The organism is Streptomyces sp. NBC_01788 (genome assembly GCF_035917575.1).
Taxonomy (GTDB): domain Bacteria; phylum Actinomycetota; class Actinomycetes; order Streptomycetales; family Streptomycetaceae; genus Streptomyces.
In genome coordinates this window covers 6700058-6723202 of the sequence record NZ_CP109090.1, presented here as the reverse complement: position 1 = coordinate 6723202, position 23145 = coordinate 6700058, and the positions used below count along the sequence as shown (strand labels likewise).

The following is a 23145-nucleotide window of genomic DNA, read 5'->3' as shown; positions in this document are numbered from 1 at the left end:
GGGGGGACAAGGACCCGGCCGGGTTGCCGTGCGCCGGCCGGGCCCGGATCAGGCGTCGCCGTCCGGAAGTCCGGCGAGCCAGCTCTCGATGGCCTCGGCGGTCAGCGCCGAGTGCTCCATGGCCAGGGACAGATGGTCGGCCTCGATGTCGCGTACGGCGTCGGCCGGCACCGCGGAGGTGTCGAGCATGAAGCCGTTGCTGGCCTGCGCGGCACGCAGGAGCAGGGTGGGGGCGGTCGTGGCGGGCGCCTCGATGTCCGTCATCAGCATGAACCAGTGCGCCATCGCGGACATCCGGGCGCTGTTGAGCGTCACGGACGGCGAGTCGATGTCGGCCAGGTAGAAGCGGGTCGTCTGGTCGAGGTTGTTGCCTTCCGAGGGGTCGTACCGGATGGACGCCGTGTCCAGCAGGATGACCGCCTCCGGCTTCACGCCCCAGGTGTCCTCCAGGACACCGGCCGCGAGATAGGCCAGGGAGCCACCGGTGGAGTGGCCGACCATCACGAACGGCTCGCCGTCGCTCGCCATCAGGACGCTCTCGGCGACGATCCGGGCCGCCGCGTCACTGTCGGCGGGCAGCAGCTCGCCGGGGGCGAAGCCCATCAGCGGTATCGCCGACACATGGCGCCTGCCGCGGAAATGGGCGGCGATGCGCGCGTACTGGTGGACACCGCCGGTGGCGCCGGGCGCGCTGACGAAGATCAGGCGCGGGGAGCCGGGTCCGGTGGCCAGGGTGACGCCCTCGGACAGCTCCTCCAGGTCCGCGGGCGTCTCGAAGGTGGGCCGGGTGTTGGCGACCGCCTTCAGCATCCGCATCGCCTCGACGAGCTTGCCGTCGCGCACCGCGTTGTGGAACAGGCCGACCAGCGTGTCGTCGGGGTGCACCGTGGTGCCGGCGACGGCGGCGGCGGACGCCGGGCCGGCAGCGGACAGGTCGCCCAGCTCCTCGTCGAGGTGGCGGGCCAGCTTCACCGGCGTCTTGCTGTCGAAGACCACCGACGTCGGCAGGCGAAGCCCGAGGAGCTCGCCGAGCTGGTTGCGCAGGCTGACCGAGACCAGCGAGTCGAAGCCCAGCTCCAGGAAGCCGCGCTCGGGGTCGACGGCGGAGGGGTCGGCGTGGCCGAGCAGGCCCGCGGTGAAGCCGACGACCAGCTCGGTGAGCAGCTTCTCCCGGCCGGCGGTGTCGAGCGCGCGCAGCCCGTCGAGCACGGTCCTGGGCGAGCGGTCCGCGGCGGCGGCGCGCCGGGTGCGCGGCACCAGGTCGCGCCAGAGGGCGGGCAGCGTCTGCTGGACCTGGAGTCCGGCGACGTTGACCCGGGTGGGCACGACCACCGGCTCGGACCGGGCGAGCGCGGCGTCGAACAGGGCGAGGCCGTCCTCGACGCTCAGCGGCGGGGTGCCGCCGCGGTCCATCCGCCCCAGGTCGGTGTCGCTGACCTGGCTGGTCATGCCGCTGCCGCGGCCCCAGGGTCCCCAGGCGAGGGACACGCCGGGCAGACCGGCCGCCCTGCGCCGGTGGGCGAGCGCGTCGAGGGAGGCGTTGGCGGCGGCGTAGTTGCCCTGGCCGGGGCCGCCGATGACGCCGGAGATCGACGAGTACAGCACGAACGCGGCGAGGTCCTGGCCGAGGGTCGCCTCGTGCAGATGGTGGGCCGCGTCGGCCTTGGGACGCAGCACACCGGCCAGTCGTTCCGGGGTGAGCGAGCCGATCAGGGCGTCGTCCAGGACACCCGCGGTGTGCACGACGGCGGTCAGCGGGTGCTCGGCCGGCACCGACGCGACGAGCGCGTCGACGGCGTCGCGGTCGCCGACGTCGCAGGCGGAGACGGTCACCTGGGCTCCCAGGCCGGTCAGTTCGGCGACCAGTTCGGCCGCGCCGGGCGCCTGCTGGCCGCGGCGGCCGGCCAGCAGCAGGTGCCGGGCGCCCCGGGCGGTGACCAGGTGACGGGCGAGCGCGGCTCCGAGACCGCCGGTGCCGCCGGTGATCAGGACGGTGCCGTCCGGGTTCCAGTCGGCGGCGGGGGCGTCGTCGGCCGTGCGCGGCAGCCGGGCGAGGCGGGCGGCGCGCACCTCGTAGTTGCGGACCGCGAGCTGCTGCTCGTCGAGCGTCAGGATGTCGGGCAGCACGCCGGCGGAGAGGAACGTGTCGTCGAGGTCGACGAGCAGCAGGCTCCCGGGGTTCTCGGTCTGCGCGGAGCGGACCAGGCCCCAGACGGCCGCGCCGGCCGGGTCGAGTACGTCCTCGTCGTCGAGGGCGACGGCGCGGCGGGTGACGAAGACGAGGCGGGTGCCCGCGAGCCGCGGCTCGGACAGCCACTCCTGAAGGTGGCCGAGGACGCGGGCGGTGAGGGCGTGCACGCCGTCCGCTCCGGAGTCCTTGTCCCCCGGGAGGCCCCCCGCCAGCGGGATCAGGAACACGTCGGGCGCGACTCCGCTGTCGCCGATGGCGTCGCCCAGGGACTCCGCGTAGGCGGTGACGGTCTCGTCGGCGCGGTGCATGGCGTAGCCGAGGTCGAGTTCGTCGGAGCCGACGACGGCCCAGCGGGTGCCGGTGGCGCGGGCGGAGGCTTTGACGGGCGCCCACTTGACTGCGAACAGGTCGCCCTGGCCGGTGGCGGCCGGGGTCCCGGCGGTGCCGTCCGGGGTGCCCAGGCGCACGGTGTCGACGGTCAGGACGAGGTTGCCCGCGGTGTCGGCGGCGGTGAGGGCGACCGTGTCGGGTCCGGTGGTGCTCAGCCGTACGCGCAGTGCGGTGGCGCCGGTCGCGAGCAGCGTGAGCCCGTCGAAGCCGGCCGGCTCGGGAACCGCGGCGCCGTCGAGGGCGGCGGCGGCGCGCAGGGCGGTGGACAGCAGCGCGGGGTGCAGTCCGAAGCCGCTGTCGGGTTCTGCTGGCAGCTCGACCTCGGCGAACACCTCGCCCTCGGTCCGCCACGCCCCGGTCAGGCCGCTGAACAGCGGACCGAGGGTGCGCCCGTCGGACTCCAGCTCCTCGAGCGGGACGTGGCGGGCGTCGGCGGGCGGCCACTCCACGAGGTCCGTGGCTGTGTCCTCGGCGTGCTCGGCGCCCTCGTCGGGGGCGAGGACACCACGGGCGTACGTGGTCCAGGGGGCGTCGTCCGCGGTCGCCGGGCGGGCGTGCACGGAGAGCGTCCGGTGGCCGGAGGCGTCCGCGGGGCCGACGCGCACCTGGAGCAGGACCGCGTCGCGGTCGCCGAGGGTGAGCGGGGCGAGCAGGTCGAGCCGGTCCAGGCGCGGGGTGCCGTTCTCGTCGCCCGCGCGGACCGCGATCTCGACGAAGGCGGTGCCGGGGACGGTGATCCGGCCGTCGACGCGGTGCTCGGCGAGCCAGGGGTGGGTCAGCGGCGAGAGGCGTCCGGTGAGGACGGACTCGTCGGCGTCGGCGAGGGCGACGGTGGCACCGAGCAGCGGATGCGCGGCGGCACCGAGGCCGAGGCCGGCGGGGTCGCCGGAGCGGGCGCGCACGTTCGGCCAGTACCGGTCGCGCTGGAAGGCGTACGTCGGCAGGTCGACGGGGGCCGGACGCGCGGGGAGGGTGCCCTCGGACACGGCGTCCCAGTCGGCCCCGGTGCCCCGGGTCCACAGGGTGCCGAGCGCGCCGAGCGCGGCGGCCTCCTCCGGCTGGTCCTTGCGCAGCGCGGGCACGGCGGTGACGTCGGCGATATCGGCGGCCTGCGTGTTCTCGCCGACGAGCGCGGACAGCACGCCGCCGGGGCCGAGTTCGAGGAAGGTCCGCGCGCCCTCGTCGACGAGGGTGCGCACGGCGTCGGCGAAGCGGACGGCCTGCCGGGCGTGGCACACCCAGTAGTGCGGCGTGGCCAGTTCCTCGGCGGTGACGACGCTACCGGTGAGGGTGGAGACGACGGGGACCGACGGCTCGCCGAAGGTGAGTTTGGCGACGACGTCCCGGAACGCGTCGAGCATCGGGTCGACGAGCGGCGAGTGGAAGGCGTGGCTCACGGAGAGCCGCGTGGTGCGCCGGCCCTGCTCACGGAAGTGCCCGGCGATGGTGAGGACGGCGTCCTCGGCGCCGGAGACCACCACGGACTCGGGGCCGTTGACCGCGGCGAGCGAGACCCGCTCGTCAAGGAGCGGCCGCACCTCGGCCTCGGTGGCGTGCAGCGCGACCATGGCTCCGCCGGCCGGCAGCTCCCGCATGAGGCCGGCGCGGGCGGCGACCAGCGTGCAGGCGTCCTGAAGGGACAACGCGCCGGCCACGTGCACGGCGGCGATCTCACCGACGGAGTGTCCGGCGAGGCGTTCGGGGCGCACCCCCCAGGAGGCGAACAGGCGGTAGAGGGCGACCTCGACGGCGAACAGGGCGGGCTGGGTGTGGCCGGTGTCGTCGAGGGCCGCGGGGTCGTCGCCCCACATGACGTCGCGCAGCGAGTGGCCGAGGCGCTCGTCGAGGAGGGCGAGGGTCTCGTCCAGGGCGGCTGCGAACACCGGGAAGCGGGCGTGGAGTTCACGGCCCATGCCGAGACGCTGGGCGCCCTGGCCGGAGAACAGCACGGCGAGGCCGGGGCGGTCGCCGGAGGGGACGGTGCCGCGGGCGGCCTCGGTGAGGCCGCCGTCCGCGGCGACGAGCAGGGCCCGGTGTTCGAAGGGGGTGCGGGTGGCGGCCAGCGCGTGGCCGACGGCGACGGGGCCGGCGCCGGACGCGGCGAGCGGCCGTACCCGCTCCAGCTGGGCGGCGAGGGCGGCGGCGGTACGGGCCGACACGGGCCACGGCACGGCGCGCGGGACCACGGGCTCGGGTCGCGGCCCGGCGTCCTTGTCCTCCTCGGCCGCGGGGGCCTCTTCGAGGATGACGTGGGCGTTGGTGCCGCTGATGCCGAAGGACGACACACCGGCCCGGCGCACCTGCTCGCCCTCGGGCCAGGGGGTGGCCTCGGTGAGCAGGCTGACGTGGCCGGCGTCCCAGTCGACGTGCGTGGAGGGCGCGTCGACGTGCAGGGTGCGGGGCAGCAGCCCGTGGCGCAGGGCCAGGACCATCTTGATGACGCCCGCGGCACCGGCGGCGGCCTGGGTGTGGCCGATGTTGGACTTCACCGTGCCGAGGCGCAGCGGGCGGCTCGCGTCACGGTCCTGGCCGTAGGTGGCGAGCAGGGCCTGTGCCTCGATGGGGTCGCCGAGGGTGGTGCCGGTGCCGTGCGCCTCGACGGCGTCGACGTCGGCGGGCGAGAGCCCGGCGGAGGCCAGCGCGTCGCGGATGACACGCTGCTGGGCGGGCCCGTTGGGGGCGCTGAGGCCGTTGGAGGCGCCGTCCTGGTTCACGGCGGAGCCGCGCAGCACGGCGAGCACCGGGTGGCCCTTGCGCCGGGCCTCGGAGAGCCGCTCGACGAGGATCATGCCGACGCCCTCGGACCAGCCGGTGCCGTCGGCGGAGTCGGCGAACGCCTTGCAGCGGCCGTCCGCGGCGAGGCCGCCCTGGAGGCTGAAGCCGACGAAGCTGGACGAGGTCGTCATGACGGTGACACCGCCGGCCAGCGCGAGGTCGGCCTCGCCGGAGCGTACGGACTGGGCGGCCAGGTGCAGGGCGACCAGGGCCGAGGAGCACGCGGTGTCGAGGGTGACGGCGGGTCCTTCGAAGCCGAGCGCGAAGGACAGCCGGCCGGACATCACGCTGGCGGCCAGGCCGTTGCCCGCGTAGCCGCCCATGTCGTCGTCGGAGGCGAGGACGAGGTGGGCGTAGTCCTGCGAGTTGGTGCCGACGAAGACACCGGTGCGGCTGCCGCGCAGGCTGCCGGGGGCGATCCCGGCGCGCTCCACGGCCTCCCAGGCGGTTTCGAGGAGCAGCCGCTGCTGCGGGTCCATGGCCAGCGCCTCGCGGGGCGAGATGTCGAAGAAGCCGGGGTCGAAGTCGGCGACGTCGTGCAGGAATCCTCCCTTCTGCGTGCTGCTGCGGCCCTCTCCGTCACCGGCGAGCGTCTCCAGGTCCCAGCCGCGGTCGGCCGGGAACCCGCCGATGGCGTCGCCGCCGTCGGCGAGCAGCTCCCAGAGGTCCTCCGGGGAACGCACGCCTCCCGGGAAGCGGCACGCCATGCCGACGATCGCCACGGGCTCGTGGCGGCCCGACTCGGCTTCCTGGAGGCGCCTGCGGGTCTGGTGGAGATCCGCCGTGACCCACTTCAGGTAATCGACGAGCTTGCTTTCGTCCGGCATCGTCCGTGAACCTTCCTCAGATGTTTCTCGCGTAGTTGCGGTGGGCCCGGGTCAGGAGTTCGACGACCGGCCGAGTTCGTTGTCGATGAAGGCGAAGATCTCCTCGGCGCTCGCCGCCTCGATCCGCTCACCGACGGCCGGTCCGTCCCCGTCCGAGCCCGGGCCCGAGCCGTCCCAGGCGGCCAGCAGCCGCTGCAACCGGCCCGCGACGCCGCGGCGGGTGGCCTCGTCCATGCCGTCGGCGGACAGTTCCGCCTCCAGCCGGTCGAGCGCCGCCAGCGGGGACGCGGCCGTGCCGCTCCGCTCCCCGCCCACCAGGGAGCCGGCCAGGTGCCGGGCGACGGCGGTGGGCGTGGGGTGGTCGAAGACGAGCGTGGACGGCAGCCGCACACCGGTGGCCGCGGAGAGCCGGGTGCGCAGTTCGACCGCCATCAGCGAGTCGAAGCCCAGCCGGCTGAAGTCCCGGTCGGCGGGGACCGCGTCGGCACCGGAGTGGCCGAGCACCCCGGCCGTCTCCTGGCGGACCAGGGCGACGAGGGTCTCGTGCCGCTGCTCGGCGCCGAGGCCGGCCAGCCTGCGGGCGAGCCCGTCGGCGCCGGCCGTGGCCGCCGCGCGGCGCCGGGTGCGGACCAGGGAGCGCAGCACCGCGGGGACGTCGCCGGTGTCGGGGGCCGCGGCGGACCGGGCGACCCGGATCGCCACGGCGAGTGCCTCGTCCTGGCCGTTCGCCGCGTCGAACAGGGCGAGGCCCTGGCGTTCGGTGAGCGGCGGCATCCCGGAGCGCTCCATGCGCTCGATGTCGGCGTCGGTGAGTGTGCCGGTCATGCCGGCGCCCTGGCCCCAGGGTCCCCAGGCGAGCGACAGGCCGGGCAGGCCCCGGGCCGCTCGGTGCGCGGCGAGCGCGTCGAGGAACGTGTTGGCGGCGGCGTAGTTGCCCTGTCCGGGGCCGCCGGTGACGCCGGCCACGGAGGAGTACAGGACGAATCCGGCGAGCGGCAGGGCCGAGGTCGCCCGGTGCAGGTGCCAGGCGGCGTCCGCCTTGGGGCGCAGCACGGTGTCGAACCGGTCGGCGGTGAGCGAGCCGATCGTCGCGTCGTCGAGGACACCGGCCGTGTGCACGACCGCGGTCAGCGGGTGCTCGGTCGGCAGCGAGGCGAGCAGCGCGTCGACGGCGCCCCTGTCGGAGACGTCGCAGGCCCGTACGGTGACCTCGGCGCCGAGCGCGGAGAGTTCCTCGCACAGGGCGGTCGCGCCGGGTGCGTCGGGTCCGCGGCGGCCGGCCAGCAGCAGGTGCTTGATGCCGTGGCCGGTCACCAGGTGACGGGCGAGGACGGCACCGAGGCCGCCGGTTCCGCCGGTGATCAGTACGGTGCCGTCGCGGTCCCAGGCACGGACCTGGTCGGCGCCCGGGGTGGTCGCGGACTCGGTGCGGGTGAGGCGGGCGACGGTGAGCACGCCGCCGCGGACGGCGGCCTGTGTCTCGCCCGCGTCGAACAGGGCAGGCAGCGAGGCCAGTACGTCGGCGTCGGTCGCGTCGGCGCCGGCGGCCGGGTCGAGGTCCAGGAGCAGGAAGCTGCCCGGGTTCTCGGACTGGGCGGAGCGGACCAGGCCCCAGACGGCTGCCGTCGCCAGGTCGGTCACGTCCTCCCGGCCGGCCGCGACGGCCCCCCGGGTGACGATCACGAGGCGGGAGTCCGCGGTGCGGGGTTCGGAGGTCCACTCGCGCAGCAGGTCGAGCACCGTCGCGGTGGCGGCGCGAACCGCGGCGGGCAGGTCGTCCCCGGCGGCGGGGTCGCCCTCGACCGGCAGGAGCATCAGCGACGGCAGGGGTGCCCCGCTGTCCAGCAGTTCGGTGAGCGAGTGCGCGCGGGTGGCGAGGACACCGTCCGCCGCGTCGAGCGCGGTGTCCAGTCCGGGCAGTCCGTCGCCGAGCACCGTCCACAGGGCGTTGCCGCCGGGGCGCGGGGCCGGGGCGGGCGCGACCCAGTCGAGGGTGAGCAGTGCGGCGTCGTCCGCGGCGGGGGCGTCCGTGCCGTGTGCGGCGGCGGTGGCGCCCATGGTGAGCGAGGCCACCGAGAGGACGGGACCGCCCTGCGGGTCGGTCGCCTCCAGCGCCCAGGTGTCGTCGCCGGTGGCGGTGAGACGTAGCCGCAGGAGAGCGGGGTGCGCGGCGTGCAGGACGAGCCCGTCCCAGGCGACGGCGTCGAGGGTGTCGTCGCCTTCTACGCCTCCGTCTCCGTCTCCGTTGAGGACGGCGGCGGCGCGGACCGCGGTGTCCAGGAGCGCCGGGTGCAGGGCGAACGCCTGCTCGGCCGGGCTCTGTTCGGTGATCTCGATCTCGGCGAAGAGGTCCTCGCCGCGCCGCCAGGCGGCGCGCAGCACGGCCGCGCCGGTGGGTTCGGGCAGCTCGTCGACCGGGGTGGCGTCGGCGGGCGGCCATACGGCGTCGGCCGCGGCGGGAGCGGCGGGCGCGTCGGTGAGCGCCGCGGTGGCCCGCTCGATCCACGGGGCGCCGTCGCCGTCCGCGCGGGTGTGCACGGTGAGGGTGCGCCGGCCGGTCCCGTCGGGGGCGGCCACCAGTACCTGGAGGCGCTGGGGGCGCTTTTCGGTGAGCACCAGGGGCGCGCTGACGGTGAGGTTCTCGACGGTGGTGCGGTCGCAGGCGTCGGCGGCGTGCAGCGCGAGTTCGGCGAGGACCGCGGTGGGCAGGGTGGTGGTGCCGTCGCTCACGCGGCCGGTGAGCCAGGGCTGTGCGGCGGCGGACAGGCGTCCGCTGAGCAGCGTCTCGTCCGAGCCCGCGACCGCCGTGGCGGCGGTGAGCAGCGGGTGTCCTCCGGCGTCCAGGCCCAGTCCGCCCGCGTCGCCGGGGGCGGCGGTGGTGTCGGGCCAGAAGCGGGTGCCCTGGAAGGCGTAGGTGGGCAGTTCGACGGTGCGGGCGCCGGTGCCGGCGAGGACGGCGGTCCAGTCGGCGTCGAGGCCGGCGGTGTGCAGCCGGGCCAGGGCGGTGAGGACGGACACGGTCTCGTCGCGGTCCTTGCGCAGCGCCGGCACGACGACCGTGCCGGTGTCGGGCAGACAGGCGGCGGCGAGCGCGGACAGTACGCCGTCGGGGCCGATCTCCAGGAAGGCGGTGACGCCCCGGTCGGCGAGCGCGCGGACGCCGTCGGCGAACCGGACGGCCTCGCGGACGTGGCGCACCCAGTAGTCGGCGTCGGTGTGCGTGCCCGCGGGGGCGACCTCGCCGGTCAGGTTGGACACGACGGGGATCCGCGGCTCGTCGTAGGCGATGCTCTCGGCAACGGTGCGGAACTCGTCCAGCATCGGCTCCGTCAGGGCCGAGTGGAAGGCGTGGCTCACCCGCAGCCGGGTGACGCGGCGGCCGGCCGACTCCAGGCGGGCGACGACCTGCCCGACGCCGTCCTCGGGGCCGGAGACGACGACCGAGGCGGGGCCGTTGACGGCGGCGACGGCGACGCCGTCGGCGAGCAGCGGCAGCACCTCGTCCTCGGTGGCCTCGACGGCGGCCATGGCGCCGCCCTCGGGCAGCGCGTCCATGAGGCGGGCACGTGCGGCGACCAGCCGGCAGGCGTCCTCCAGCGAGAACACCCCGGCGACGTGCGCGGCCGCGATCTCACCGACCGAGTGACCGGCGACGAAGTCCGGGGTGACGCCCCAGGACTCCACCAGGCGGAACAGGGCGACCTCGACCGCGAACAGCGCGGGCTGGGTGCAGCGGGTGCGGTTGAGCTGTTCCGGGTCGTCGCCCCACATGATCTCCCTCAGGGAGAAGCCGAGTTCGGCGTGGAGCAGGTCCAGCACGGTGTCCAGGGCCTCGGCGAACACCGTGAAGCGGGCGTGGAGTTCGCGTCCCATGCCGAGGCGCTGGGCGCCCTGCCCGGAGAACAGGAACGCCGGGGTACGGGCGCCGGCCTCGGCGCGCGCGGCCTCGGTGACGCCGTCGGGGCCCGCCAGCAGGACGGCCCGGTGCTCGAAGGAGGACCGGCTCGTCACGAGGGACAGGCCGATGTCGGCGCCGGACACCTCGGGGTGTGCGGCGGCATGGGCGCGCAGCCGTTCCAGCTGGGCGTCGAGCGCCTGCCCGGAGCGGGCCGAGACGACCCACGGGGTGACGCCGGGGGTCACGGTGTCCTCGGCGGGACGCTCGGCCGCGGCGGCCTCGGGGGCGCCTTCGAGGATGACGTGGGCGTTGGTGCCGCTGATGCCGAACGACGACACACCGGCCCGGCGGGCCCGTCCCGTCTCCGGCCAGGCGGCTTCCTCGGTGAGCAGCCGGACGGCGCCGAGGGACCAGTCGACGTGCGTGGACGGCTCGGTGACGTGCAGGGTGCGCGGGAGCATGCCCTTGCTCATCGCCATGACCATCTTGACGAGTCCGGCGGCACCGGCCGCGGACTGGGTGTGGCCGATGTTCGACTTCACCGAGCCGAGCAGCAGCGGCTGCTGCGGGTCGCGGTCGCTGCCGTAGGTGGCGAGCAGGGCCTGCGCCTCGATCGGGTCGCCGAGCGGGGTGCCGGTGCCGTGCGCCTCGACGGCGTCGACGTCGCCGGGCCGTAGGCCCGCGTTGGCCAGCGCCTGGCGGATCACCCGCTGCTGGGACGGGCCGTTGGGGGCGGTCAGGCCGTTGGAGGCACCGTCCTGGTTGACAGCGGTGCCGCGCACGACGGCGAGCACCCGGTGTCCGGCTCGGCGGGCGTCGGAGAGGCGCTCGAGGACGAGCACCGCCGCGCCCTCGGACCAGCCGGTGCCGTCGGCGGAGTCGGAGAACGCCTTGCAGCGGCCGTCCTGGGCGAGACCGCCCATCTTGGAGAAGCCGGCGAAGTTGGCGGGGGTGGTCATCACGGTGACACCGCCGGCCAGCGCCATGCTGCACTCCCCCGACCGCAGTGCCTGGGTGGCGAGGTGCAGGGAGACCAGCGACGAGGAGCAGGCGGTGTCGACCGAGAGGGCGGGGCCCTCCAGGCCGAGCGTGTAGGCGAGGCGGCCGGAGACCACGCTGACGGCGAGACCGGTGGTGGCGTGGCTCGCGATGTCGTCGCGGGACCGCATGACCAGGCCGGAGTAGTCCTGGCCGCTGACACCCATGAAGACACCGGTGCGGCTTCCGCGCAGCGCGGCCGGGTCCAGCCCGGCGCGCTCCACGGCCTCCCAGGTGACTTCGAGCAGGATGCGCTGCTGCGGGTCCATGGCGAGGGCCTCGCGCGGCGCGATGCCGAAGAAGTCGGCGTCGAACTCGGCGATGTCGCTCAGGAATCCGCCCTGTCCGGACAGGTCGCCCAGCTCGCCGCCGAGCGTCGAGGACTCCCACTCACGGTCGGCGGGGAAGCCGGTGATGGCGTCGGTACCGGACGCCACGAGGTCCCACAGTTCCTCGGGAGATCCGACACCGCCCGGGAAGCGGCAGCCCATACCGACGATGACCACGGGGTCGTCGTCCGACGCGGCGGCAGCGTTCTGCGGGGTGGTGAAGGCCTCCGCGGCGTCGGCGCCGAGCAGTTCGTCGAGGAGATGGTCGGCGAGCTGCTGGGGCGTCGGGTAGTCGAAGACCAGAGTGGCGGTCAGGGTGAGGCCGGAGGCCTTGCCGAGCCGGTTGCGCAGCTCGATCGCGGTGAGCGAGTCGAAGCCCAGACCGCGGAACTCCCGGCGGGCGTCCACGGCATCCGCGGAACCGTGCCCGAGGACCGCGGCGGCCTCGGCACGCACCAGGTCGACCAGGAACGGCAGGCGCTGGTCCTCGGGCAGGACCGCGAGACGCTCGGCCAGGCCGGCGCGGGCGACCGCGGCGGTGCCGGCCCGGGCCCGGCGTCCGCCGGTGCGGACCAGTCCGCGCAGGATCGCGGGGACGCTCATGCCGGGGGGCAGCGAGCCGTTGCCGCCGAGGCCCAGTGGCACGACGAGCGGTTCGTCGGCGAGGGTGGCGGCGTCGTAGAGGGCCAGGCCCCGCTCGACGGACAGCAGCGGCATGCCGCTGTTGTCGTTGATGCGGCGCATGTCCTCGTCGCTCAGTCCGCTCGTCATGCCGCTGCCCTGCTCCCAGGCGTTCCAGGCGAGCGAGGTGGCGGGCAGGCCGAGGGCCTGGCGGTGGGCGGCGAGGGCGTCCAGGAAGGTGTTGCCCGCGGCGTAGTTGGCCTGGCCGGGGCTGCCGAAGACGCCGGAGGTCGAGGAGTACAGGACGAAGGCGGCCAGGTCGAGGTCGCGGGTGAGGTGGTGCAGATGCCAGGCGGCGTCGACCTTCGGCCGCAGCACGGTGTCGAGGCGGTCGGGGGTGAGGGAGGCGAGGATGCCGTCGTCGAGGACACCCGCCGTGTGTACGACCGCGGTGAGCGGGTGCTCGGCCGGGACGGAGGCGAGCAGCGCGGCGAGGGCGTCTCGGTCGGCGGCGTCGCAGGCGGCGACCGTGGCGTCGGCGCCGAGGCCGGCCAGCGCCTGGACGAGGTCGGCGGCACCGGGGGCGTCCGGTCCGCGGCGGCTGGTCAGCAGCAGGTGCCTGACGCCGTGTTCGGCGGCCAGGTGGCGGGCCAGTTCGGAGGCGAGACCGCCGGTGCCACCGGTGACCAGGACGGTGCCCTCGGGGTCCAGGGGCCGGGGCATGGTCAGCACGATCTTGCCGATGTGCTTGGCCATGCTCATGAAGCGGAAGGCCTCACGGGAGCGGCGGACGTCCCAGGCTCGGACCGGAAGCGGGGACAGCACGTCCCGCTCGAAGAGGCCGACGAGGTCGAGCAGCATCTGCTGGATGTGGTCGGAGTCGACCATGCCCAGGTCGAAGAACCGGTAGGTGATGCCGTCCGAGGCGGAGCCGGCGTCCCGGATGTCGGTCTTGCCCATCTCCAGGAACCGGCCGCCCGTGCCGAGCAGTCGCATCGACGCGTCGACGAACTCACCGGCCAGAGCGTTCAGGACGACATCGAGGCCCTTGTCCCCCGCGACCTCCGCGAAGGCCGCCTCGAAGTCGAGGGTGCGCGAGGACGCGATGTGGTCGTCGGCGACGCCGAGGGAGCGCAGCACGTCCCACTTGCCCTCACTGGCCGTCGCGAAGACCTCCGCGCCGAAGTGACGGGCGATCTGGATCGCCGCCATGCCGACGCCACCGGCACCGGCGTGGATCAGGACCTTCTCCCCCGCCTTCAACCCGGCGAGATCCTTCAGCGCGTAGTAGGCGGTGAGGAACACCAGCGGCACGGACGACGCGGTCTCCCAGGACCAGTCGTCGGGGATCCGGGTCAGCAGACGCTCGTCGGCGGCACCCGACGGACCGAACCCGCCGAACACCATGCCCATGACCCGGTCACCGGGAGCGAGCCCCGTCACGTCCGGGCCGACCTCGGTGACGACGCCCGCGGCTTCGGAGCCGAACAGGCCCGCCTCACCGGGGTACATGCCAAGAGCGTTGAGCACGTCGCGGAAGTTGAGGCCCGCGGCGCGGATCCCGATGCGCACCTGCCGGCCGGTCAGCGGCTCCAGAGCCTCCGGATGCGGCAGCAGGGCGAGACCGTCGAGGCTGCCCTTGACACGGCTGCCCAGCCGCCACGGCGTCCCGGCCGGCGGAACGAGAGAGGAACCGGACTCCAGGCGGGCGAGCCGGCCGACGCGGACGGTGCCCTTGCGGACCTGCGCCTGCGGCTCCTCCGCGTCGAACAGCCCCGCAAGGAACGGCAGTCGGGCCATGGACTCGGCCGTGTCGTCGACATCGGCCAGGAGCAGCCGGCCCGGGTTCTCGGACTGGGCGGAGCGCACCAGACCCCAGACGGGCGCCGCCACGAGATCGAGCGGCGCGCGCTCGCCGTCGGCGACGGCGTTCCGGGTGACCACTACGAGCCGGGAGGAGGCGAAAGCGGGTCCGGCCAGCCACTCCTGCACCAGAGCAAGCACCTCGCGGGCCAACTCGTGTGCGGCTTCGGGCCGTTGGTCGACATCGCCGCGGATCGTGACGGCGACCATGTCCGGAACGGCCCCGCTCCGGGCGGCCAGTTCCTCAAGCGTGGCGGCCGGGGTGTGGACGCCCGCGACCGCCTCGGAGTCCGCGGCGAGCACGGCGGCCAGACCGAACGGGTCATCACCCAGCACGGCCCAGGTGGCGGGAGCAGCCGGGGCGGCGAGCGTACGAGGGGTCCAGTCGACGCGGAGCAGAGAGTTGGCGTCGTCACGGCGCGACTCGGGCTCCGGGCCCGCGGCACGCAGGGTCAGCGACTCCACGGAGACGACCGGCTGGCCCGCCGGGTCGACCGCGGCGATCTGCACGGCGTCGTCGCCACAGGAGGTGATCCGCACCCGCAGGGTGCTCGCCCCGTCCGCGTGCAGGGACACGCCCTCCCAGGCGAACGGCAGCAGGCTGCGGTCGTCGCCCTCGGCGGACAGGAAGACCGTGGAGTGCAGGGCGGCGTCGAAGAGCGCCGGGTGCAGGCCGAACGCGTCGGCGTCCTCGACCGAGTCGGGCAGCGCGACCTCGGCGTAGACCGTGTCGTCCTGGCGCCACACGGCACGCAGTCCACGGAAGACCGGGCCGTACTCCAAGCCGTCGGCGGCGTAGCGCTCGAACATGCCGTCGATGTCGACGGCCTCCGCGTCCTGCGGCGGCCATACGGTGGTGTCGAAGCCGATGAGGTGTTCACCCGAGCCGATACGGCCCGTGGCGTGCTGGGTCCACTCGGCGTCGAAGTCCTCGCCGGGCCGGGTGAAGAACCGCAGCTCGCGCGAGCCGTCCTCGTCCGCCGCGCCGACGGAGATCTGCACCTGTACGGCGCCCGTGGGGGGCAGCACGAGCGGTGCGGCGATCATCAGTTCCTCGACCCGGTCGCAGCCGGCCTGGTCGGCGGCGCGCACGGCCAGCTCCAGGAAGCCGGTGCCGGGGAAGAAGATCATGCCGCCGACGACGTGGTCGGCGAGCCACGGGTGGGTGGCGGCCGACAGGGAGCCGGTCAGCAGGAGTTCGCCGGAACCGGCCACCGACATGGCGGCGCCGAGGAGCGGGTGGTCGGCCGAGGCCAGACCGAGGCCGGAGGCGTCCAGGGCGGCAAGGGCCGCCTTGGGCCAGTAGCGCTCGTGCTGGAAGGCGTAGGTGGGCAGCTCGACGATGCGGGCGCCGGTGCCGGACAGGGGGGCCGACCAGTCGACGTCGACACCGGCGACGTGCAGCCGGGCGACGCCGCCCAGGAGGGACACGGTCTCGTCGCGGTCCTTGCGCAGCGCCGGCACGACGACCGCGTCGGAGTCGGTCATGGAGGCGGCGGCAAGCGCGGAGAGCACGCCGTCGGGGCCGATCTCCAGGAAGGCGGTGACGCCCCGGTCGGCGAGCGCACGGACACCGTCGGCGAACCGCACGGCCTCACGGACATGACGCACCCAGTAGTCGGCGTCGGTGTGCGTGCCCGCGGGGGCGACCTCGCCGGTCAGGTTGGACACGACGGGGATCCGCGGCTCGTCGTACGAGAGCGTCTCCGCGACCGCCCGGAACTCCTCCAGCATCGGGTCCATCAACGGCGAGTGGAAGGCATGGCTCACCCGCAGACGGCTGGTACGGCGACCCTCCGCCGCCAACTGCTCGGCGACCGCGAGGGTGGCCGCCTCCTCACCGGACACCACAACGGACGTCGGACCGTTGACCGCCGCGACGGCGACACCCTCGGTCAGCAGCGGCAGCACCTCGTCCTCGGTCGCCTCCACCGCCACCATGGCACCACCACGCGGCAACGCCTGCATCAGACCCGCACGCGCGGCGACCAGCCGGCAGGCGTCCTCCAGCGAGAACACCCCGGCCACATGCGCGGCCGCGATCTCACCGACCGAGTGACCGGCCACGAAATCCGGGGTGACGCCCCAGGACTCCACCAGGCGGTACAGGGCGACCTCGACCGCGAACAGCGCGGGCTGGGTGAACGCGGTGGCGTTCAGGGCCGTTTCGTCGGTGCCCCACATCACGTCGCGGACGGACGTACCCTGCCCGGCCTCCAGGAGGGCGGCGACGGAGTCGAAGGCTTCGGCGAACACCGGGAAACGGGCGTGGAGTTCACGGCCCATGCCGAGGCGCTGGGCGCCCTGCCCGGAGAACAGGAAGGCGGTACGGCGCGGTTCGGCGACGCCCCGGGCGGCCTCGGCGAGGGTGCCGTCGGCCGCGAGCAGGACGGCCCGGTGCTCGAAGTCGGAGCGGCCGGTGGCCAGGGTGTACGCGGTGTCGAGCGCGGGCAGCGCGTCGGCGGACTCCCGCAGCCGCTCCACCTGGGCGTCGAGCGCGGCCTCGGACTTCGCGGAGACGGGCCAGGCGATCGCGCCGGGCACCGGCCGGCCGGCAGCCGGTGCGGGCACCGGCTCCTCGGGGGCGCCCTCAAGAATGACGTGGGCGTTGGTACCGCTGATGCCGAACGACGACACACCGGCACGGCGAGCCCGTCCCGTCTCCGGCCACACCGTCTCCTCGGTGAGCAGCCGGACAGCGCCGAGGGACCAGTCGACGTGCGTGGACGGCTCGGTGACGTGCAGGGTGCGCGGGAGCATGCCCTTGCGCATCGCCATGACCATCTTGACGAGCCCGGCGGCACCCGCGGCGGCCTGGGTGTGGCCGATGTTCGACTTCACCGAACCGAGCAGCAGCGGCTGCTGCGGGTCGCGGTCGGAGCCGTAGGTGGCGAGCAGGGCCTGCGCCTCGATCGGGTCGCCGAGCGGGGTGCCGGTGCCGTGCGCCTCGACGGCGTCGACATCACTCGTGTTCAGGCCCGCGTTGGCCAGCGCCTGCCGGATCACCCGCTGCTGGGAAGGACCGTTCGGGGCGGTCAGGCCGTTGGAGGCACCGTCCTGGTTGACGGCGGACCCACGCACCACGGCCAGCACGCGGTGCCCGGCTCGACGGGCGTCGGAGAGACGCTCCACCACGAACACCGCCGCGCCCTCGGACCAGCCCGTGCCGTCGGCGGAGTCGGAGAACGCCTTGCAGAGGCCGTCCTGGGCGAGACCGCCCATCCGGGAGAACCCGGCGAAGTTGGCGGGGGTGGTCATCACGGTGACACCACCGACCAGCGCCATGCTGCACTCCCCCGCCCGCAGCGCCTGCGCGGCGAGGTGCAGGGACACCAGCGACGAGGAGCAGGCCGTGTCGACCGACAGGGCGGGACCCTCCAGGCCGAGCGCGTAGGAGAGACGTCCCGAGACCACACTGACCGCGAGGCCCGCGGTGGCGTGGCCCGCGACGTCGTCACGGGAGCTCATGACCAGACTGGAGTAGTCCTGGCCGTTGACGCCCATGAAGACACCCGTGCGAGAGCCGCGCAGGGTGGCCGGATCGACACCGGCGCGCTCCACGGCCTCCCAGGCCACCTCGAGGAGGATGCGCTGCTGCGGGTCCATGGCCAGGGCCTCGCGCGGCGAGATGCCGAAGAACCCGGCGTCGAAGCCGGCGATGTCGCTCAGGAATCCGCCCCGCGCGGCCACGGCACCGGCCTCACCGCCGAGGAACGCCGACGACTCCCACTCACGGTCGGCGGGGAAGCCGGTGATGGCGTCGGCACCGGACGCCAGGAGGTCCCACAGTTCCTCGGGCGACCCGACACCACCCGGGAAGCGGCAGCCCATCCCGACGATGACGACAGGATCGTCGGCCACCTCGGCAGCGGTCCGAGGGGCGGCGAAGATTTCGACGGCATCGGCGCCGAGCAGCTCGTCCAGGAGATGGTCGGCGAGCTGCTGGGGCGTCGGGTAGTCGAAGACGAGCGTGGCGGGCAGGGTGAGACCGGTCGCCTTGCCGAGCCGGTTGCGCAGCTCGATCGCGGTGAGCGAGTCGAAGCCCAGACCGCGGAACTCCCGGCGGGCGTCCACGGCATCCGCGGAACCGTGCCCGAGGACCGCGGCGGCCTCGGCACGCACCAGGTCGACGACGAACGGCCGGCGCTGGTCCTCGGGCAGGACCGCGAGACGCTCGGCCAGGCCGGCGCGGGCGACCGCGGCGGTGGCCGCCCGGGCCCGGCGCCCACCGGTACGGACGAGTCCGCGCAGCAGGGCGGGAACGCCGGCACCGGCGGGCAACGGGCCACCGCCGGCCAGACCGAGCGGCACCACGAGCGGCTCGTCGGCGAGCATGGCGGCGTCGTACAGGGCCAGGCCCCGTTCGACGGAGAGCAGCGGCATCCCACCGGCGTCACTGATCCGGCGCGCGTCCTGGCCGCTCAACTGGCCGGTCATGCCGACGCCTTGCTCCCAGGCGCCCCAGGCGAGCGAGGTGGCGGGCAGGCCGAGAGCATGGCGGTGGGCGGCGAGGGCGTCCAGGAAGGCGTTGCCCGCAGCGTAGTTGGCCTGCCCGGGGCTGCCCATGACACCGGCCGTCGAGGAGTACACGACGAAGGCGGCCAGGTCGAGGTCGCGGGTGAGGTCGTGCAGATGCCAGGCCGCGTCGACCTTCGGCCGCAGCACGGTGTCGAGGCGGTCCGGGGTGAGGGAGGCGACGATGCCGTCGTCGAGGACACCCGCCGTGTGCACCACGGCAGTCAGCGGGTGCTCGGCCGGGACGGAGGCCAGCAGCGCGGCGAGCGCGTCACGGTCGGCGGCGTCGCAGGCGGCGACCGTGGCCTCGGCGCCGAGGCCGGCCAGCGCCTGGACGAGGTCGGCGGCACCGGGGGCGTCCGGTCCGCGGCGGCTGGTCAGCAGCAGGTGCCTGACGCCGTGCTCGGCGACCAGGTGGCGGGCCAGCTCGGAAGCCAGACCACCGGTGCCACCGGTGACGAGGACGGTGCCCTCGGGATCCAGGGGCCGCACGGGAGAGCCACCGGCCTCAAGGCGGACGAGCCGACCGACGCGGACGGTGCCCTCGCGGACGACGGCCTGCGGCTCCTCCGCGTCGAACAGCCCGGCCGACAGCGGCAGTCGGGCCATGGACTCGGCCGTGTCATCGACGTCGGCCAGAAGCAGCCGGCCCGGGTTCTCGGACTGGGCGGAGCGCACCAGACCCCACACAGGGGCAGCGGCCAGATCGAGCGGGCCGTGCTCGCCGTCGGCGACAGCGCTGCGGGTGACCACGACGAGCCGGGTGGCGGCGAAGGCAGGCTCGGCCAGCCACTCCTGCACCAGAGCAAGCACCTCAAGGGCCAACTCATGTGCGGCCTCGGGCCGTTGGTCGACGCCGCCACGGACCGTCACCGCGACCATGTCGGGAACGGATCCGCTCCGGGAGGCCAGCTCCTCAAGCGTGGCGGCCGGAGCGTGCACGCCCGCGACCGTCTCGGAGTCCGCGGCGAACACAGCCGTCAGACCGAACGGGTCATCACCCAGCACGGCCCAGGTGGCGGGAGCAGCCGGGGCGGCGACCGTACGGGGGGTCCAGTCGACGCGGAAAAGCGAGTTGGCGTCATCGCGACGCGGCCGGGCACCGGCCTCCGCGTCCGCGGCACGCAGCGTCAGCGACTCCACGGAGACGACCGGCTGACCCGCCGGGTCGACCGCCGCGATCTGCACCGCGTCCTCGCCGCACGAGGCGATCCGCACCCGCAGGGTGCTCGCCCCGTCCGCGTGCAGGGACACGCCCTCCCAGGCGAAGGGGAGCAGGCTGCTGTCGTCGGACAGGAACACGGTGCCGTGCAGGGCCGCGTGCAGAAGCGCCGGGTGCAGGCCGAAGGCACCGGCGTCCTCGACCGAGTCGGGCAGCGCGACCTCGGCGTAGACCGTGTCGTCCTGGCGCCACACGGCTCGCACTCCGCGGAAGACCGGACCGTAGTCCAGGCCGTCCGAGGCGAAACGGTCGAACAGTCCCTCGATGTCGACGGCCTCCGCGTCCTGCGGCGGCCATACGGTGGTGTCGAAGCCGATGAGGTGTTCGCCCGAGCCGATACGGCCCGTGGCGTGCTGGGTCCACTCGGCGTCGAAGTCCTCGCCGGGCCGGGTGAAGAACCGCAGCTCGCGCGACCCGTCGTCGGCGGTGGAACCGACGGCGATCTGCATCTGCACGACGCCCTTGGGAGGCAGCGCGAGCGGCGTGTCGACGGCCAGTTCCTCGACCCGGTCGCAGCCGGCCTGGTCGGCGGCGCGCACGGCCAGCTCCAGGAATCCGGTGCCGGGGAAGAAGACCGTGCCGCCGACGCTGTGGTCGGCGAGCCACGGGTGGGTGGCGAGCGAGAGGGTGCCGGTGAGCAGGAGTTCGTCGGAACCGGCCACCGACATGGCGGCGCCGAGCAGCGGGTGGTCGGCCGAGGCGAGGCCGAGGCCGGTGGCGTCGACGGCGGTCGCGGTCGCCTTGGGCCAGTAGCGCTCGTGCTGGAAGGCGTAGGTGGGCAGTTCGGCGGTGCGGGCGCCGGTGCCGTCGTGGAACGCCGCCCAGTCGACGGTGACGCCGGCCGTGTGCAGCCGGGCCAGCGCGGTGACGGCGCTGTGCTCCTCGGGGCGGTCCTTGCGCAGGAACGGGACGGTGACGGCGCTGGCCGACTGCTGGGCCAGGGCGGCGAGCACGCCGTCGGGGCCGAGTTCGAGCAGGACGTCGGCGCCGGCCTCGGCGAGCGCGCGGACACCGTCGGCGAACCGCACGGCCTCACGGACATGACGTACCCAGTACTCCGGGTCGGTCAGCTGCCCGTCCGCGGCCACGGCGCCGGTGAGGTTGGAGACGACCGGGATGCGCGGCTCGTCGTAGGAGAGCGTCTCCGCGACCGCGCGGAAGTCCTCCAGCATCGGGTCCATCAACGGCGAGTGGAAGGCATGGCTCACCCGCAGACGGCTGGTACGGCGGCCCTTCGCCGCCAACTGCTCGGCGACCGCGAGGGTGGCCGCCTCCTCACCGGACACCACAACGGACGTCGGACCGTTGACCGCCGCGACGGCGACACCCTCGGTCAGCAGCGGCAGCACCTCGTCCTCGGTCGCCTCCACCGCCACCATGGCACCACCACGCGGCAACGCCTGCATCAGACCCGCACGCGCGGCGACCAGCCGGCAGGCGTCCTCCAGCGAGAACACCCCGGCCACATGCGCGGCCGCGATCTCGCCGATGGAGTGGCCGGCGACGAAGTCGGGGGTGACGCCCCAGGACTCCACCAGGCGGTAGAGGGCGACCTCGATCGCGAACAGGGCGGGCTGGGTGAACCCTGTCTCGTTCAGCGGGGCTTCCTCGTCGCCCCAGATGATGTCGCCGGGGCTCGCGCCGAGTTCCTCGTCGAGCAGGTCGAGGACACGGTCCAGGGCTTCGGCGAACACCGGGAAACGGGCGTGGAGTTCACGGCCCATGCCGAGGCGCTGGGCGCCCTGCCCGGAGAACAGGAAGGCGCTGCGGGTGCGGCCGACGGCCTGGCCCTCGTGGGCGTCCGGGGCGGGGCCGCCCATCAGCCAGGAGGTGAGCGCCTCGCGGCCGGCGGTGCCGTCCGCACCGGTGACGACGGCGAGCCGGTGCTCCAGGGCCGCGCGGGTGGTGGCCAGCGAGTACGCGGTGTCCAGCGCGCCGGGGGCACCGGGGGTGTCCAGGTGGGCGACGAGGGCGGCGACCTGCTCGCGCAGGGCGGCGGCGGAGCGCGCCGAGAGCACCCAGGGCAGGACGCCCGCGGTGCGGGGGGCGGCCGGTGCCTCTTCCGGCTGGGCCGCGGGGGTCTCGGGTGCCTGCTCGACGATGACGTGCGCGTTGGTGCCGCTGACGCCGAAGGAGGAGACGCCGGAGCGGCGGGGGCGGTCGGGCGCGGTGGGCCAGGGGCGGTTCTCGGTGAGCAGCTCGACCTTGCCCGCCGTCCAGTCGACGTGGGTGGAGGGCCGGTCGACGTGCAGGGTCTTCGGCAGCACCCCGTTGCGCATCGCCATGACCATCTTCATGATCCCGGCGACGCCGGACGCGGCCTGGGTGTGGCCCATGTTCGACTTGATCGAGCCGAGCAGCAGGGGCTGTTCGCGATCCTGGCCGTAGGTGGCGAGGATGCTCTGGGCCTCGATGGGGTCGCCGAGCGGGGTGCCGGTGCCGTGCGCCTCGACCGCGTCCACGTCGCCGGTGTTCAGACCCGCGTTGGACAGGGCCTGCCTGATGACGCGCTGCTGGGAGGGGCCGTTGGGGGCGGTGAAGCCGTTGGAGGCGCCGTCCTGGTTGACGGCGGAGCCGCGGACGACGGCGAGCACGGGGTGGCCGTTGCGCTGGGCGTCGGACAGGCGCTCCAGGACGAGCACGGCCGCGCCCTCCGACCAGCCGGTGCCGTCGGCGGAGTCGGCGAACGCCTTGCAGCGGCCGTCGCTGGCGAGGCCGCCCTGCCGGCTGAACTCGACCAGGGAGCCCGGCGTCGACATCACGTTGACGCCGCCGGCCAGCGCCAGGGTGCACTCGCCGTTGCGCAGCGACTGCACGGCGAGGTGCAGCGCGACCAGCGAGGAGGAGCAGGCGGTGTCGACGGTGATCGCCGGCCCCTCCAGGCCGAAGGTGTACGACAGCCGGCCGGAGACGGCACTGGCGGCGATGCCGGTGCCGACGTCGCCGGTGGCGTCGTCGAGCGACCGCACCAGCAGGTAGGCGTAGTCCTGCCCGTTGGTGCCCATGAAGGTGCCGGTGCGGGTGCCGCGCAGCCCGGTGGCGTCGATGCGGGCGCGCTCGATCGCCTCCCAGGACGTCTCCAGGAGCAGCCGCTGCTGCGGGTCCATGGTGACGGCCTCGCGCGGCGAGATCCCGAAGAAGCCGGGGTCGAAGCCGGCGATCGAGTCCAGGAACCCGCCGCGCTGGCTGACCGAGGTGTCCCGGTCGTCGGTGCCACTGGTGCGCAGCGCCTCCAGGTCCCAGCCGCGGTCGTCCGGGAACCCGGAGATCACGTCGGTGCCGCCGGCGACCATCTCCCACAGGGCCTGTGGGGAGTCGACGCCGCCGGGGAAGCGGCAGCCCATGCCGACCACGGCGATGGGCTCCCGGGCCGCGGCCACGATCGTCCGGTTGCGGCGCCGCAGCCGCTCGGTCTCCTTGACCGCGGCGCGCAGTGCCTCGACTACGTTCTCAGCAGGGGCGTTCATCTCTGCTCC

The 23145-nt window shown here is 74.6% G+C and carries 2 protein-coding genes; both read right to left on the bottom strand.

Annotated features, from left to right (window positions below):
- Positions 1-48: 48 nt before the first annotated feature.
- On the bottom strand, positions 49-6183 hold the full coding sequence (locus OIE49_RS30360; protein ID WP_326805077.1) for a type I polyketide synthase: 6135 nt from the start codon (positions 6181-6183) through the stop codon (positions 49-51).
- A 51-nt stretch (positions 6184-6234) separates the two neighbouring features.
- Entirely contained in the window at positions 6235-23136 is a 16902-nt protein-coding gene (locus OIE49_RS30355) for an SDR family NAD(P)-dependent oxidoreductase (RefSeq protein ID WP_326805076.1), read from the bottom strand.
- Positions 23137-23145 lie beyond the last annotated feature (9 nt).

What these genes read in the sequence shown, in the direction of transcription:
- OIE49_RS30355 (WP_326805076.1), bottom strand. Translation starts at nt 23,136, where the DNA reads ATGAACGCCCCTGCTGAGAACGTAGTCGAGGCACTGCGCGCCGCGGTC.
- OIE49_RS30360 (WP_326805077.1), bottom strand. Translation starts at nt 6,183, where the DNA reads ATGCCGGACGAAAGCAAGCTCGTCGATTACCTGAAGTGGGTCACGGCG.